The 16092-nt window shown below is 71.4% G+C and carries 12 protein-coding genes and 1 pseudogene; 7 read left to right on the top strand and 6 right to left on the bottom strand.

All coding sequences use genetic code 11. From position 1 onward, the window contains the following. The first annotated feature begins 2 nt into the window (after window positions 1-2). Window positions 3-590: a histidine phosphatase family protein gene (locus TN53_RS00365; RefSeq protein ID WP_046256216.1), complete on the top strand. Its 588-nt coding sequence runs from the start codon at window positions 3-5 to the stop codon at window positions 588-590. A gap of 76 nt (window positions 591-666) precedes the next feature. Next, a pseudogene (locus tag TN53_RS00360) lies at window positions 667-2095 on the top strand (membrane-associated oxidoreductase). On the opposite strand, the gene TN53_RS00355 reads toward TN53_RS00360, so the two are convergent. Beyond that, window positions 2082-3875 carry a bifunctional sugar phosphate isomerase/epimerase/4-hydroxyphenylpyruvate dioxygenase family protein gene (locus tag TN53_RS00355; RefSeq protein ID WP_046256215.1) on the bottom strand — a complete coding sequence of 598 codons (1794 nt, stop codon included), beginning with the start codon at window positions 3873-3875 and terminating at the stop codon, window positions 2082-2084. The pseudogene TN53_RS00360 and the gene TN53_RS00355 overlap by 14 nt on opposite strands. A gap of 14 nt (window positions 3876-3889) precedes the next feature. Then, window positions 3890-4765: a shikimate dehydrogenase gene (locus TN53_RS00350; RefSeq protein ID WP_046256214.1), complete on the bottom strand. Its 876-nt coding sequence runs from the start codon at window positions 4763-4765 to the stop codon at window positions 3890-3892. 146 nt (window positions 4766-4911) lie between these two features. Here TN53_RS00350 and TN53_RS00345 point away from each other — a divergent pair, with 146 nt between their 5' ends. Together TN53_RS00345 and TN53_RS00340 are read left to right on the top strand one after the other, a co-directional pair. Continuing rightward, window positions 4912-5577 carry a TetR/AcrR family transcriptional regulator gene (locus TN53_RS00345; RefSeq protein WP_046256213.1) on the top strand — a complete coding sequence of 222 codons (666 nt, stop codon included), beginning with the start codon at window positions 4912-4914 and terminating at the stop codon, window positions 5575-5577. 200 nt (window positions 5578-5777) lie between these two features. After that, window positions 5778-7136: an MFS transporter gene (locus tag TN53_RS00340; RefSeq protein WP_046256212.1), complete on the top strand. Its 1359-nt coding sequence runs from the start codon at window positions 5778-5780 to the stop codon at window positions 7134-7136. 68 nt (window positions 7137-7204) lie between these two features. Here the strand turns inward: TN53_RS00340 and TN53_RS00335 are convergent, their stop codons facing one another. Continuing rightward, on the bottom strand, window positions 7205-7546 hold the full coding sequence (locus TN53_RS00335; RefSeq protein ID WP_046256211.1) for a VOC family protein: 342 nt from the start codon (window positions 7544-7546) through the stop codon (window positions 7205-7207). 109 nt (window positions 7547-7655) lie between these two features. Between TN53_RS00335 and TN53_RS00330 the strand changes: the two genes are divergently transcribed. Next, a complete protein-coding gene (locus tag TN53_RS00330) occupies window positions 7656-7910 on the top strand; it encodes a hypothetical protein (RefSeq protein ID WP_052745120.1) in 255 nt (84 codons plus the stop codon). Window positions 7911-7956: 46 nt separating this feature from the next. Beyond that, entirely contained in the window at window positions 7957-10344 is a 2388-nt protein-coding gene (locus tag TN53_RS00325; RefSeq protein ID WP_046256210.1) for an ATP-binding cassette domain-containing protein, read from the top strand. Window positions 10345-10545: 201 nt separating this feature from the next. On the opposite strand, the gene TN53_RS00320 is transcribed toward TN53_RS00325, so the two are convergent. Beyond that, complete coding sequence (locus tag TN53_RS00320) at window positions 10546-10956, bottom strand: VOC family protein (protein ID WP_046256209.1); 411 nt, start codon at window positions 10954-10956, stop codon at window positions 10546-10548. Between the two features lie 315 nt (window positions 10957-11271). Here TN53_RS00320 and TN53_RS00315 point away from each other — a divergent pair, with 315 nt between their 5' ends. Then, window positions 11272-12996, top strand: a complete 1725-nt coding sequence (locus TN53_RS00315) for a hypothetical protein (RefSeq protein ID WP_046256208.1) — start codon at window positions 11272-11274, stop codon at window positions 12994-12996. On the opposite strand, the gene TN53_RS00310 is transcribed toward TN53_RS00315, so the two are convergent. Beyond that, on the bottom strand, window positions 12983-15157 hold the full coding sequence (locus TN53_RS00310) for a tetratricopeptide repeat protein (protein WP_046256207.1): 2175 nt from the start codon (window positions 15155-15157) through the stop codon (window positions 12983-12985). The genes TN53_RS00315 and TN53_RS00310 overlap by 14 nt on opposite strands. A 441-nt stretch (window positions 15158-15598) precedes the next feature. Beyond that, complete coding sequence (locus TN53_RS00305; protein WP_046256206.1) at window positions 15599-16048, bottom strand: PPOX class F420-dependent oxidoreductase; 450 nt, start codon at window positions 16046-16048, stop codon at window positions 15599-15601. Window positions 16049-16092: the final 44 nt, after the last annotated feature.

The raw sequence follows: 16092 nt of genomic DNA, 5'->3' as shown, positions 1-16092 counted from the left end.
CCGTGGGGGATCTCCTGCTGGTCCGCCACGGGGAGACGGAGTGGAGCGTGTCGGGCCGGCACACCAGCTGGACCGACCTGCCCCTCACCGCACACGGTGAGGAACAGGCCAAGTCCCTCGCTCCGCTCCTCTCCGGACGGACCTTCGCATCCGCGCTCAGCAGCCCGTTGGGCCGCGCGATACGCACCGCCGAACTCGCGGGTCTGTCAGGGGTGTTGCCCTATGACGACCTCCATGAGTGGGACTACGGCGGCTACGAAGGCGTCACCACCGTCGACATCCACCGGACCCGGCCCGACTGGTACCTGTGGACCGACGGCGTGCCGCCCGGCCCCGAGGGACACCCCGGAGAGTCGCCCGCCGAGGTCGGGGCACGTGCCGACCGGGTGCTGGCCCGGGTGGACGCGGCACTCCCGGACGGGGACGTGGTCCTCGTGGCGCACGCCCACTTCCTGCGGGTGCTGACGGCTCGTCGGCTCGGCCTGGAAGCGGCGGACGGCCGCCTGTTCCAGCTCGCGACGGCCACCGTCAGCCGACTGTCCACGGAACACGGCCGACCGGTCGTCGCCGAGTGGAACACCCGACCGTAGAGGTCCGAGAGGACGGCCCGGGCCATGTCGTGGCCCGGGCCGTCGGCGTCGAAGGATGCGACTAGAGTCCCGCTCTGTGGAGATCAACGATCTGACGCCCGCCGAGCGGCGGGTGTGGGAGGCGTTCGCGACGGGGACGGCTGTCGATCTGCGCGACGGCACCGAACGGACCGTCCGGGCAGCCGTGTTGCGGGCGCTGATGCTCAACGGGCCGCGACAGGAAGGTGAAATACCCGCCCTCAAACTGGCCGGAGCAAGGATCACGGGCACACTCGATGTCCAGTACGGCACGGTCGAGACATACGCAGGGCTGAGTCAGTGTCACTTCGACCAGGTCCCGCGTCTGCACGGCAGCCAGTTCCGGCAGCTCGACCTGAGTGGCTCGGAGCTGCCGGGACTAGACGCGGGGAACCCTGCGGGTGGAGGGCGCGCTAAGGCTGACAGACTGTCAGTTTCGGGGGATCGTGACGCTCGTCGGGTCCCAGATCGCCGGCGCGCTGTTCATGGACCGGGCCCAGTTCCGAGCACCGGACGACGGCGAGGAGCCCGCGCTGCGGCTCAACCACTCCTCCATCGGGGAGGACTTGGTGGCGCCCGGGATACGGGTCCGTGGCCGCCTGGTGATCAACAGCGCCTCCATCGCCGCGTCGGTCAACCTCAACGACGCCCAGCTGGAGAATCCCGGCGGCACGGCGATCGACGCCCAGGCACTCTCCGCGAACACGGTGCACGCCCGGAACCTCACAGCGTTCGGGCGCGTCGAAATGCGCGGCATACGCATCTCCAGCCAGCTCAACCTCACACGTGCTCGGCTGTCGAACCCCGGAGACACCGCGCTGCGCGCGAGCAGCGCGGTGATCGGCGAACTGTGGCTGAGGGACGCCGTACCCGTCCAGGGCGCGGTCAACCTGCGGCGCTCCCAGCTCGAACTCCTGCACGCAGCACCGGAGATCCTGCCTTCCGAAGTCCGCCTTGACGGCCTGACCTACAGCGCCCTCACCCCGCACGTCCCCGCCGAGCAACGCCTGCCCGTCCTCGATCGAGACGCCGACGGCTATGTCCCCCACGCCTACGAGCAGTTGACCGCCGCCTACCTCCGCATCGGCGACGACTACGCCGCCCGCCAGGTCCAGCTCGCCAAACAGCGCCGCCTGCGCGCCACCCGCGCCTGGTACGGGCGCCTGTGGGGCTACCTCCAGGACGTCACCGTCGGCTACGGCTTCCGCCCGCTGCGCGCCTGCGCCTGGCTGGTCTCCCTGCTCGCCGTCGGTTCCCTCGTGTACGCCCTCCACGAGCCGCCCCCGCTGAAGGCCTCCGAACACCCGGACTTCGACCCGGTGTTCTTCACCCTGGACCTGCTCCTGCCGGTGATCTCGTTCGGGCAGGAGGGGGCGTTCGCCCCGGAGGGCGGGTACCAGGCGCTCTCCTACGCCCTCGTGATCACCGGCTGGATCCTGGCCACGACCGTGGTGACCGGTGTGACCCGGGCGGTCAGCCGCCAGTGACGCCGTGCTGGGCGGCCAGCCGCACGGGGGCGTTCTGGGCGCCGTAGCCGCGGTAGCCGTCGCGCTGGACGAGTTCGAAGAAGACCCGGCCGACCGTGCGGGTGTAGCAGTGGCGGAAGGTGCCGTACGCGTCCCGGTCGTAGAGGATGCCGAGCTCGCGGTACGTCTCCAGCTCGCCGTCGGCGAACTCGAAGCGGGCGGCGAGGTCGTCGTAGTAGTTCGCGGGGATCGGCAGGACGCGGCCGCCCGCGTCCCGGAAGCGACGTACCGCCGTGACCACGTCGTCCGTGGCGAACGCGATGTGCTGGGCGTGCACCGTGTCGTCCGTGGGAGCCGCGCCGACGCTCAGCGCGATCCGGACGCTGCCGTCCGGGTTCGTCACCGCCCGGCTGCGCATCAGGCCGTACGGGTCGGCGACGTCCACGCTCTCCTGCGCGTGCAGCCCGAGCACGCTGCGGTGGAACAGCGCCGCCTCGTCGAACTGGTGCCAGGGCTGGACGAGGGCCAGATGGTCGATGCGCCGCACGCCCGTCGCCCCTGTCTCATGCGCCACGTCCTCGAAGTCGGCCCGCCAGTTGGGCAGTTCGGGACGGCCGGTCGCACAGAAGAAGAGTTCCGTGCCGTCGGGCGCCGCGACGGCGTCCAGCGGGGCGTCCTCGACGGCGCGGCGCCGCGGCAGCACCGGGGCCAGCAGGGACTCCGCGCGGCGGGCCGCGCCCGCCGGGTCCGGTGACTCCAGGCCGATCGCGGCGAGGCCCGTGCCGTCGCGGCGGCCGGCCGGGCCGGTGTTCAGGAGCAGGCGGGCCTCGCCCTGCTGCCACAGGTCCACCGGCTTGGTGCGGTGGCGCGCGGTGCGGGCGAAGCCCAGTGCGCCGAGCACCGCGGAGACCGGCTCGGCGTCGGGGGTGACCAGTTCGGCGAAGGCGATGCCGGTGGGAACGACGGCCGCGGGCGGGGTCGTCACGCCGACCGTCTCCTGGAGGAGCAGGAGCGAGCGGTGCGCGTCCACGGCCGTCCGACCGGCCTCGGCCTGGCGGTAGACGTCGTTGAAGACCTCTAGAGAGAGCGGACCGTCGTAGCCGGTATGCAATACACGGCGCACAAGATCCGCGACATCGAATCCACCCTGCCCGGGGAAGCAGCGGTAGTGGCGGCTCCACTGGAGGACATCCATCGCCAGCAGCGGGGCGTCGGCGAGCTGGAGGAAGAAGATCTTCTCGCCGGGGATGTCCTCGATGGCTTCGAGGCTCTTGGGTTCAGACCCTCGGGAGAGGATGTGGAAGCTGTCCAGGCAGGTGCCGAGCGCGGGATGGTCGGCCGCGCGGACGATCTGCCAGGCGTGGTCGTAGGTGCTCACGTGCCGGCCCCAGGCCAGTGCCTCGTAGGCGACCTTGATGCCGAACTCCTGGGCGAGGTCGGCCAGTCGGCCCAGCTGCTCGGCGGCGAGGGCGTCGTCGTCCACGGCGAGGGGGTGGACGCTGGAGCAGACGAGGACCGTGTCGGTGCCGAGCCTGCCCATCAGCTCGAACTTGTGCCGGGCCCGGCGCAGATTGTTCGCGAACTGCTCCTCGGGGACCGCCTCCATGTCCCGCATCGGCTGGTAGAGGTCGATGCCGAGACCGAGGTCGGCGCAGCGGGTGCGGATCTCCTCGGGGGTGAGGGGGCTGGCGAGGAGGTCGTTCTCGAAGATCTCCACACCGTCGAAGCCGGCCCGGGCGGCGGCCGTGAGCTTCTCGGTGAGGGATCCGCTGAGGGAGACGGTGGCGATGGACGTACGCACGTCGGTACCTCTTCCTACTTCGGGGTTCCCACAGCACCGGCGAGCTCGGCGATGTCGGCCAGCATCCGAGCACTGTCGGGCTCCCGCCCGGTGAAGAGGCGGAAGGCGTCCACGGCCTGGAACACGGCCATTCCGCCCCCGTCCAGCGTGGCGCAGCCCATCGCGCGGGCGGTGCGCAGGAGTTCGGTCTCGAGGGGGCGGTAGACGACCTCGGCGACCCACAGGCCGGGGTGCAGGAGTTCGGCGGCGAAGGGGAGGCCGGGGTGGGCGGCCATGCCGGTGGGGGTGGCATGAACGATCCCGTCGGCGCTCGCGAGCAGGTCCGGGAGCCGGTCCGGGCTCGCGTGGGCGGCCCGGCCTTCGCCGAAGTGGCGGTTCAGGGAGGCGGCGAGGTCGGCGGCCCGGTCGGCCAGCGCGTCCACGACCGTCACCTGCTCCGCGCCAAGGGTGAGCGTGGCGTGCGCGACGGCCGCTCCCGCGCCGCCGGCGCCCAGCTGGACGACCTTCTCCAGCGGTACGTCGGGCAGGCCACGGGCGAAGGAGGCGGCGAAGCCGGTCACGTCCGTGTTGTGGCCGATGGCCCGGCCGTCCTCGAAGACGACGGTGTTGACCGCGCCGAGCGCCTCGGCCTGCGGGGAGAGCGCGTCGAGGTGCTCGATGACGAGCTGTTTGCAGGGGTGCGTGATGTTGAGCCCGTCGAAGCCCGTGTCCCGGGCGGCCCGCAGCAGATCGCCGACCGCTTGGGGACCGATGCCGAGGACGTCGATGTCGATGAGCCGGTACAGATAGCGCAGACCCTGGCGGTCGGCCTCCCGCTCGTGCAGGGCCGGGCTGAGCGAGGGGCCGATGCCCGCACCGATCAGTCCGACGAGATACGAGTCCTTGGCCACGGCGGACCTCCTGAGCGGCTCACTAATGTACGAACTAGTGAGTTAGTCATAGCACCCGGAAACCGCACTTGGGAACCCCTGATCCGTTCCGCGGGGCGTGCGGGCTTCTAGAATCGCGGCACTGGCCGCACACCCGAAGGAACCCGATGACCAGCGTCGAAGAACCGGTACGACCAGGCGGGCGCACCCGTGACGCCGCGCGCACCAAGGCCGAGATCCTCGATGTGGCGACCCGCGAGTTCGCCCGGGTCGGCTTCGCGGGGGCGCGGGTCGACGACATCGCCGCCCGCACCAGCACCACGAAGCGGATGATCTACTACTACTTCGGCGGCAAGGAGCAGCTGTTCACAGCCGTCCTGGAGCGGGCGTACGGCGTGATCCGGGAGGCCGAGCAGGAGCTGGACGTCGAGCATCTGGACCCGGTCGCGGCCATCCGCAAGCTCGCCGAGGTCACCTTCGACCACCACGAGCGGCACCCCGACTTCATCCGTCTGGTCAGCATCGAGAACATCCACGAGGCCGAGCACATCGCCGCCTCCGAGAAGCTCGGCAAGATCGGCTCGCCCGCCCTGGACGTGATCCGCCGGATCCTGGAGTCGGGTCGGCAGTCCGGTCTGTTCACGGCCGACGTGGACGCCGTCGACCTGCACGCGATGATCAGCTCCTTCTGCTTCTTCCGGGTCGCCAACCGGCACACCTTCGGTGCCCTCTTCGGCCGCGACCTCATCGACCCCGCACAGCGCGAGCACTACCGGAACATGCTGGGCGACATGGTGATCGCCTACCTGACGGCGGAGCGCATCGCGGACTGAAGATCGTCCGTCGCCACCTCTTGACAGGCGGGAAACGCGAGCGCAACATCCCTACCCAAGCGCTACTAACTACCTAGTGGGTTAATTAACCGAGAACCCCCCAGGACCCCAGCGCGGCCGACCCAGCACCCCCACGAGGTCAGGCACTTCTTCCCGCCGCTCACTCCGCTTACGTTGGAGTTCCCCAAAGGAGCACGCTCGTGGCTAACACTGTCACGCCCCGCGACCCTGCCGATTCCGTCGGGCAGCCGAAAAAGGCGGCCACTGCCGCCTGGATCGGCAGCGCGCTGGAGTACTACGACTTCTTCATCTACGGCAGCGCGGCCGCGCTGATCTTCCCGGAGATCTTCTTCGACAAGTCCGACCCGGCCACCGCGACCCTGCTGTCGCTGGCCACCTTCGGTGTGGCCTACGCGGCCCGGCCGATCGGCGCGCTCTTCCTGGGCCACTTCGGTGACAAGGTCGGCCGTAAGAAGATCATGGTCTTCACGCTGATCCTGATGGGTCTGTCGACGTTCCTCATCGGCTGTCTGCCCACCCGCGACCAGGTCGGCACGCTCGCCCCGGTCCTGCTGGTGGCCTGCCGTGTCCTGCAGGGCATCTCCGCCGCCGGCGAGCAGGCGAGCGCCAACTCCATGACGCTCGAACACGCGCCGCCGAACCGGCGCGGCTTCTTCACCAGCTTCACGCTCAGCGGCACCCAGGGCGGCCAGCTCCTCGCCACGCTGGCCTTCATCCCGATCGCCGCGCTCCCCGAGGACCAGCTGCTGTCCTGGGGCTGGCGGATCCCGTTCTTCCTGAGCATCGCGGTCGCCGTCGTCGGCTACGTCATCCGGCGCAAGCTGGAGGAGACCCCGGCCTTCGAGCAGCAGACCGCCTCCGAGGGCGTCGTGAAGATGCCGCTCGCGTTCCTGGCCCGCAACCACTGGGCGGACGTCCTGCGGGTGATCGCGGGTGCGCTGATCGCCTCGGTCTCGACGATCTTCACGGTCTGGGCGCTGGCGTACGCCACCAGCGACTCGGTCGGGATGAGCCGCTCCTCGATGCTGTGGGTGGGCGCGCTGGCCAACCTGGTCGCCCTCGGCGCGATCCCGGCGTGGGCCACGCTCTCGGACCGCATCGGCCGCCGCCCGGTCTACCTGATCGGCGCCGCGGGCAGCGCGGTCATGATGTTCGTGTACCTCTGGGCGATCTCCACGGGCAACTACCCGCTGACCCTGGTGCTGGGCATCGTCACCTTCGGTGTCGTCTACAGCGCCGCGAACGGGGTGTGGCCCTCCTTCTACGGCGAGATGTTCTCGACCCGTGTCCGGCTGTCGGGCATGGCGATCGGTACCCAGATCGGCTTCGCCGTGGCCGGGTTCGCGGTCACCTTCGCCGCGCAGATCGCGGGCCCCGACGGCAGCGACTGGTCGGCGGTCGCGATCTTCACCGCCGCCCTGTGCGTCCCGCCGGTCATCGCCGTCCTCACGGCCCGCGAGACCCACACCATCGCGACGGAGCAGCTCGGCGAGCGCACGCCGAAGCCGGCGGCGGAGCGGGAGACCGTGACCGCCTGATCCCCGCTCGCAGGACTCCCGAGTCCCCGGACGCCGTAACGGCTCCGGGGACTCGGGCTTTCCCCCGCCTAGGCGCGCGGATGACGCGGCTCGTACAAGCCGACCTCGGCGCCGCCCGGAAGCCTAAAGCCGGTCACCCGTCCCCAGGAGGCGTCCTGGAGCGGGCGGGTGAACCCGACGCCCTTGTCCCCGAGCTCGGCGGTCGTGGCCTCGATGTCGTCGCACATCAACATCAGTTCATACGCCGCCGCACCCTCCGTGGGATGGCAGGCGACCTCCGTCGGAGGTGCCTTGAAGATCAGCCAGCCGTGCCCGGCGTCGACGTGGGACCAGCCCAGCACCTCCCGCAGGAAGTCACGGTCCGCCTCGGCGTCGCGGCTGTGAATCACCACATGTGCCCCATTGATCACGCGCGGAGGCTAGTGAGGCGCGGCCCGGTGGGCAAGCACCGCCGCCGACGCCACGGCGCGTCAGTTTTCGAGAAGCGCCCGCCCCGGGACAGCGCCTAGCGTGACGTCCATGGACCTCACCCTCCACGCGAGCTTCCTTCCGCAGGACGAGCCGGACGCCGCGCCGGCCTTCTGCCGCGATCTCCTCGGTTGCGAGGTGCGCGGCGATGTCGGCGAGGGCTCGATGCGCCGGATCACGGTCGCTCCCGCCGGTCAGCCCGGCACGTCGGTCGTGCCGCATCCGCCGGGCGTCGACGCCGGCCTCACCGAGGACGGGCTCGAAACGACGCGGAACGCTTTGTTCCTCCAGGGAAATCAGACCTAATGCTCGGAGCCGGTGAGATCGAGCCGAACGATGGAGAACAGTCAGCATGGCCACCAAGAGGACGAACCCCCAGCCGCCCGCGTCGCACCCCGCCGACAGCCACGATCTGATCCGCGTGCACGGCGCGCGCGAGAACAATCTCAAGGACGTCAGCATCGAGATCCCCAAACGCAGGCTGACGGTGTTCACCGGTGTCTCCGGGTCGGGCAAGAGCTCGCTGGTGTTCGACACGATCGCCGCGGAGTCGCAGCGGCTGATCAACGAGACGTACAGCGCCTTCGTGCAGGGCTTCATGCCGACGCTGGCGCGGCCCGAGGTCGACGTACTGGACGGACTGACCACGGCGATCATCGTCGACCAGGAGCGGATGGGTGCCAACGCCCGCTCGACCGTCGGCACCGTGACCGACGTCAACGCGATGCTGCGCATCCTCTTCAGCCGGCTCGGCACGCCGCACATCGGCCCGCCCAACGCGTACTCGTTCAACGTGCCGTCGGTGTCGGCGAGCGGTGCGATCACCGTGGAGCGCGGTGGCAAGACCAAGGCGGAGAAGGCCACGTTCCACCGGCTCGGCGGCATGTGCCCGCGCTGCGAGGGCATGGGCTCGGTCAGTGACTTCGACCTCACCGCGCTCTACGACGACAGCCTCTCGCTCAACGAGGGCGCGCTGACGATCCCCGGCTACAGCATGGACGGCTGGTACGGCCGTATCTACCGGGGCTGCGGCTTCTTCGACCCGGACAAGCCGATCCGCAGGTTCAACAAGCGCGAGATGCACGACCTGCTCCACAAGGAGCCGACCAAGATCAAGGTCGAGGGCATCAACCTGACGTACGAGGGACTGGTCCCGAAGATCCAGAAGTCCTTCCTGTCGAAGGACGTCGACGCCCTCCAGCCGCACATCCGCGCCTTCGTGGAGCGGGCGGTGACGTTCCAGACCTGCCCCGAGTGCGACGGCACACGGCTCAGCGCGGAGGCCCGGGCCTCGAAGATCAAGCGGAAGAACATCGCCGACGTCTGCGCGATGCAGATCGACGATCTGGCGGACTGGGTCCGTGACCTGAAGGAGCCGTCGGTGGCGCCGCTGCTGGCCGCGCTGGGCCACTCGCTGGACTCGTTCGTCGAGATCGGGCTCGGCTACCTCAGCCTCGACCGCCCCTCGGGCACCCTCTCCGGCGGTGAGGCGCAGCGCACCAAGATGATCCGCCACCTCGGCTCCTCGCTCACCGATGTGACGTACGTCTTCGACGAGCCGACGATCGGGCTGCACCCGCACGACATCCGCCGGATGAACGAACTGCTGCTGCAACTGCGCGACAAGGGCAACACCGTGCTGGTCGTGGAGCACAAGCCGGAGGCGATCGAGATCGCCGACCATGTCGTGGACCTCGGTCCGCGCGCCGGCACCGCGGGTGGCGAGGTGGTCTTCGAGGGCACCGTCGAGGGGCTGCGGTCCAGCGACACGCTCACCGGACGGCACCTGGACGACCGGGCCTCGCTCAAGCCCACGGTGCGCAAGCCGTCGGGGGTGCTGGAGGTACGCGGCGCGGGCACGAACAACCTCCAGGACGTCGACGTCGACATCCCGCTGGGGGCGCTGGTCGTCGTCACCGGGGTTGCCGGTTCCGGCAAGAGCTCGCTGATCCATGGCTCGGTGTCCGGGCGGGACGGTGTGATCACGGTCGACCAGACGGGGATCCGCGGTTCGCGGCGCAGCAACCCGGCGACGTACACCGGGCTGTTGGAGCCGATCCGCAAGGCGTTCGCCAAGGCCAACGGTGTGAAGCCGGCCCTGTTCAGCGCCAACTCCGAGGGCGCCTGCCCGACGTGCAACGGCGCGGGCGTCATCTACACCGACCTGGCGATGATGGCCGGCGTGGCGTCCACGTGCGAGGAGTGCGAGGGAAAGCGGTTCCAGGCGGCGGTCCTCGAATACCACCTCGGAGGCCGGGACATCAGCGAGGTCCTCGCGATGCCGGTGTCCGAGGCGGAGGAGTTCTTCGGCGCGGGCGAGGCGCGTACGCCGGCCGCGCACAAGATCCTGGAGCGGCTCGCGGACGTCGGGCTGGGCTACCTCACCCTCGGGCAGCCGCTGACCACCCTCTCCGGCGGTGAGCGGCAGCGGCTGAAGCTGGCCACCCACATGGGCGAGAAGGGCGGGGTCTACATCCTCGACGAGCCGACGACCGGACTCCATCTCGCGGACGTGGAGCAGCTGTTGGGCCTGCTGGACCGGCTGGTGGACTCCGGGAAGTCGGTCATCGTCATCGAGCACCACCAGGCGGTCATGGCGCACGCCGACTGGATCATCGACCTCGGCCCCGGCGCCGGCCACGACGGCGGCCGGATCGTCTTCGAGGGCACCCCGACGGAACTGATCGCGGACCGCTCGACGCTCACGGGCCAGCATCTCGCGGAGTATGTCGGGGCCTGAGCGGGCCCGGGATCGGGGACCGACCCGCTGTGAGCCGGGACGGTCCCCGACGAGTCGCGCCGGCTCAGCTGCCGGCCGGGGTGGCCCCGAGCCGAGTGGGGGCCGCCTTCGATAGGCCCCCTCCCGCCACGAGTTGGGACCGCCCTCGCGCCCGTCCCGGCCCGTGACGAGTCGGGCGGTCATCCGACTCGGGCCCGTCCCCTACGAGTTGGACCACGCCCGCTCGCACAGCACCAGCCGGTATCCGTCCGGGTCCTCGATCGTCACGCCCCATTCGTTCCAGTAGGGGTTGGGCGAGGGGACCCGCTTGCCGCCGTGCTGTTCGAGCCGGGCGACAAGGTCCTGCGGCACGGGACCGTCGACGTAGACGACCAGGAGGTCCTCCTCCGTGGGCCGGGGTCGGACGGGGTGCGCGGGCTCGTGGACGAGTTCCAGGTGCCAGTGGGCGTCGGGCCAGCCGAGCATGAGCAGGTCGTGGTGGCCCGGTCCGGTGCCGCCCTCGGCCCGCCATACGACGGCCAGGCCGAGCCCGTCGGCCCAGAAGCGCTCGGCCGCGGCGAGGTCGCGGGACGGGCGGGCGATACGGATGTGACTGCGGCCGTCGACCGGCATCGTGACCTCTTCCTGAGCTGCGGCGTCTCCTACGGCAGCCTAGGCAACGCTTGATCGCGAAACCATCGGTCGTCCGCCCTGCGCCCCGGGTCCTAGGACCGCTTGAACCGCTCCACCCCGTTGACAGTTGACGTTTTCGGCAAGAACATCGGCCGAAGCGAGCAGAAAAGAGCAGAAGCGCCTCGTGTGACGTCAGTCCGGGGAGGGGGCCCCTCGCGCGTACCGGCCGGTTTCAGGGGCGGCCGGTACGCGCGAAGCGGCCGTTGTCTATCGTTGCCCGATCACACGGGCGGGCGGCGAGAGGCGGTTGAGAGCGTGGCGGGGGCCGGTTGGATACGGGTGCCGGTCGGGGACGACGCGGCCCGCTGGGCGACCCGGGGGCGCGGCCGCAACGTCCTCTTCGTCGTCCACAACGTGACCGCGGCGACCCGCCTCCTCGATGTACTGCCGCTCTTCCACGACGAGTTCGAGGTGCAGCTGCTGGCGACCTGCCCCGGCTCGTCGGCATTCGAGGCGGGCCTCGCCGAGCTCCTGGCACAGACCGGTGTACGGGTGATGCCGTGGGAGCAGGCGGTCACCACTCCGGTCGCACTCGCGGTCTCGGCGAGCTTCGGCGGTCAACTATGGGCACTTTCCGGTAAATTGGCCGTATTGTCGCACGGTATCGGATACACTAAGAGATTGGCGACACCCGACACCCGACACCCGACGGTCGTCGGTGGGAGCGAGCGATCGGATCCGGTCTTCGGGATGTCACCGCAGTGGCTGCTCGACGAGGACGGGAAGCCGATCGCGGACACCCTGGTCCTCTCCCACCCCGAGCAGTACGAGCGACTGCGCACCGTCTGCCCCGAGGCCGCACCCACCGCGGTGGTCGCCGGGGATCCCTGCTGGGACCGGATGGTGGCGGCCCGCCCACACCGCGACCGCTACCGCCGGGCTCTGGGCCTGGGCCGTGGACAGCGGCTGATCGTCCTCAACTCCACCTGGAATCCCGAGAGTCTGTTCGGTGACGGCGGCGACGACGTCCTGCCCTCCCTGCTGCCCCGGCTGACCTCGGAGCTACCGGCCGACGAGTACCGGCTCGCGGCCGTCCTGCACCCCAACATCTGGCACGGTCACGGCCCCGGCCAGATCCGCGCCTGGCTCGACCGCGCCCGCCGGGCCGGCCTGACCCTGATCGACCCCCTGCAGGGCTGGCGCCAAGCTCTCGTCGCCGCCGACCTGGTCATCGGCGACCACGGCTCGGTCACCTACTACGCCGCCGCCCTGGGCACTCCGGTGCTGCTCGGTGCGGCCCCGCTCGCCGGTCTCGCCCCCGAGGCACCGGTGTACGAGTTCGTGCGCACGGCACCCCGGCTGGATCCGACACGCCCGCTGCGCCCCCAGGTGGACGCACCGCCCCCGCAACCCCCGGGCCGTCCGGCCGAGTTCGTCAGTTCCGCCCCCGGCGAGTCGGCCGCCCGCCTACGGCGTCTCTTCTACGGCCACCTCGGCCTCCCCGAGCCCACGGAACCCGCCCGCCTGGAACCGCTCCCGCTGCCGCCGTACGAGCCGGCGGTCCCCACCGTGCCGCTCCTGGTACTGACCCGGCTGACGGCCTCCGGCGAGGTCGCGGTGACCCGGTACGCGGGCCCGCACCCCGCCCCCGAGGGCGACGGCGAGGCGCACCTCGCGGTCCACGAGGACACCCGCGAGACCGACCGACTGGCCCTGGCGGACGTGGTGTTCCGGTACGGCGACGCGGACGACCCCCGGTTCGGATCGCCCGCGCTCTGGACGGCGGAGGTCCTCGACCGGCATCCGTACTGCGCGCTCGCGGCATACGTCACCGGGCCGGGGTCGTGTGTCGTCCGCACCCGCGCCGGCGCACTCCTGAACCTCACGGCGGAATCCGGCGCGGACGCGGACCCCGCCGGGTACGCGTCCGCGCTGCACGCGTGGGTGGGGGCGGGCAAGGCACTGGAGGAACTGTTCGCGCGGGGCTTGCGGGTGCGCATGGGCCGCTCCGCGCACCACGTCAGGATCACTCCGGCCTGACGCACCGCTCCCGCAGCACCCGCAGCCGCCGCACATGGTGCTCGGCCTTCTCGTCGGCGAGGGCCGCGAGCGCCTCGTCGATCAGCGGCAGCGCGGTGCCGACCGCGCCGGCGTCGACATGCAGTGAGGCGAGGTCGGTGAGCGTGCGGGCCGTGTTGTAGGCCTCGCCGCTGTCCCGGAAGAACCGCAGGGCGCGCTCGAGAAGCTCCGTCGCGTCCTGGCGTCGGCCCTGCTGCCCCAGGGCGTGGCCCCGGTGCCGGTCGAGCAGCGCCCGGGCGCGCGGGAGGTCGGCGAAGCCCAGCTCCCCGGGGCCGATGGTGCCGTAGACGACGATCGACTCCTCGAAGCACGCGTACGCCTCCTCGGGCCGCCACTGGCGCAGCCGCAGCAGGCCCAGCAGCTCGACCGCCGAGGCGTGGCCCCGTGCGTGTCCGGCCGCCCGCTCGTCGCGGACGGCGGCGAGCGCCTCGGTCTCGGCCTCGTCCCAGCGGGCCGACTCCATCAGGCAGTGGGCGAGTTGGAAGTGCAGGGCGCCTGCGGTGCGGGTGCCGGGGAACCGTTCGTCGGCGACACGTGCCGCGGCACGCAGTGCGGGCAGCAGGACGTCGAACTGGCCGGCCTTCAGCTGGAGCGGCCACAGGGCCTGGCCGATCAGGACGGCGGAGTCCCAGTCGCGGTACTCCTCGGCCGTGAGCACCGCCTCGACCAGGCTCGGCGCCTCGGCGGCAAGGGCGGCGACGGCGGCCCCGGGACCGGCGTACGGTCCGGGGGCGGCGACGCCCGCACCAGGATCGCCCTGCGCGGGCGGGGCGGCGACGCCCGCACCGGGATCCGGCGGGCCCGGTGTCGCCCGCGGGACCCGCCAGCTCTGCGGCAGCGCCGCGCGGGCCGCCCCGAGGGCCAGGGCGCGGTAGCCCTCGACGACGCGGGCCACGGCCGCCGAGCACTGCGGTATACCGTCGACCGTCGACGCCATGCCTTCGGCGTGGGCGCGCACGGCGGGGCGGTAGCGGTGGCGGCCGGTGTCCTGGCGCTCGACGAGGAGCGCCGCGACAAGTTCGTCGAGGAGCCGGGTGGCCTCGGTGGACGGGACGTCCGCGGCCCGGGCCGCCGCGGCGCTGTCGAGGGCGGGCCAGTCCCGCAGTCCGGCCAGGCGGTAGAGGCGGGCCGCCCCGGGGGTGAGCAGGCGGTAGGAATCCTCGGCGGCGGCGCGGACCGGGTCGCTCTCGGGCACGGCGGGAGCCACCTGCGGGCGTGCGGGCGGGGTCGCCAGCCGGAGTGCGGCGGCGCGCAGGGCGTAGGGCGAGCCGGCACAGCGATCGAGCAGGGTCGGCAGGGTGCTCCGGGCGGCGGTGACCGCGGAGGTGCCGACGAGCCGCTCCAGCATCTGTCGGGCGTCGCGGTTCGCCAGCGGTCCGACCGGGATGGTCAGGGCACCGAGGCCGGCGAGTGGCTGTCGGGCGACGACGATCGTGAACACCCCGGGCGCCGAGGTGAGCAGGGGGTCGATCTGCGCCAGGGACCGGGCGTGGTCGAGGACGAGGAGCATCCGCCGGTCGGCCAGACACTGCCTCAGGAGTTCGGCGCGGTCCCGGGCGGCCAGGGGTATCTCCTCGTCCCGCAGGCCGAGTTGGCGCAGCATCTGACCGACGGCCGCCTCGGGTCCGAGACTGCGCAGATCGACGTACGGCTGACCGTCGGGGAAGCGGGAGATCTGCCGCCAGCCCCAGTGGAGGGCGAGTGTGCTGGTGCCGATGCCTTCGCGTCCGTGCAGAAGCGCGAGCCGGGGGCGGCCGTCGTGGGGACGGGACGCCTCCTTGTCCAGGAGCCGCAGCGCCTCCTCGCGGTCGGTGAAGTAGCGCGGGGCGTTGGGCAGGCTGGGGCGACGGAGCACCGCGGACGCCCCGGCGGCGGGCACGGTCCTGGCGAACAGCAACCAGGAGTCGGCGAGTCGGGGGTCCTCGCGCACGCGTTCATGCACCAGCCGGGCCACGCCGTCCAGTTGAGCGGGGGTGGCGGGTGCCGCCACCTCGCGCCCAGCGATCCGGCGGACCAGTCCGCCCGCCGACACCCAGAGCGACTTGCCGGCTTCGCTGCCCATCCCTTGCCAGACCGTGGTGAGCACGGCGCTGATCGCACCCACCGAGATCAGGTCCATCATGCCGATCGCTCCCCGTCCGACTCTCCGCGTCGCTCGCGGTGGATCAACCCTAGCGAGGCGGAAGCAGTATGACGTCCCGTCACCTCCCCGAAAGGGCCTGGCACCGGTGCGCGGGTGGCGGTGAAGGCGGTGCGGGCGGAGTACGCCGAGGGGCCGAGTACAGCCCCGTGATCAGCGCCGCCGAGCAGGGACTGCGCGCGTACGTGGCCACGCCGAACGGGATCACCGCGCTCGCCCTGTCCGCACCTAGGGCCCTTCTGACGGATCATCGTGGCGTCGCGACGCCCGGCACGCACTCCCCCACTGCCTGAAGGGCGTGGGGGGACCCCCAGACGCACGGGGCGAAGGGCCAGGTGGCTCCGCCACATGACCCTCCACCCGCACGGCGATCGCACGCACCGGACGCCGCTCCTCGGCCCACGCTGATCCGTCAGAAGGGCCCTAGCCCTGATTCGCCCCTGCCGGGATCCCGTACGCCCGCTCCACCTTCAGCCGCAGCACCAGCCGCCGGTCGCGGACCATCGCGGTCCGGAAGTCGTCCCAGTCGGGGTGCTCGCCCACGACGTCGCGGTACAGCCGGACGAGCTCCTCGACCGTCTCGTCGTACGGGTCCCGCGCCACCGGTGCGAGCTCGGCCGTCCCCTCGGCGACCGTGTACGCCCACCGGTCCGCGGCGGTCACGTGGTAGGACGCCCTCGGATCGCGGCGCAGATTGCGGGTCTTGGCCCGGTCGTCCGTGATCGAGATCCGGATGATCCGCTCGTCGGGGTAGTAGGCGTGGCTGACGTTCGAGAGCTGGGGCCGGCCGTCGCGCTTGAGGGTGACCAGCACCCCGCCGTGGCCCTCGGAGAGCAGCCCGAGCAGTGCGTTCTGCGTCGCGTCCTGAGTCATGCCTGGGTCAACCGGCACTCGGGGTGCGCGCATTCCCGGAAGGG

This window comes from Streptomyces sp. WM6386 (assembly GCF_000972385.1).
Lineage (GTDB): Bacteria > Actinomycetota > Actinomycetes > Streptomycetales > Streptomycetaceae > Streptomyces.
This window is presented reverse-complemented; position numbering and strand designations above follow the sequence as displayed.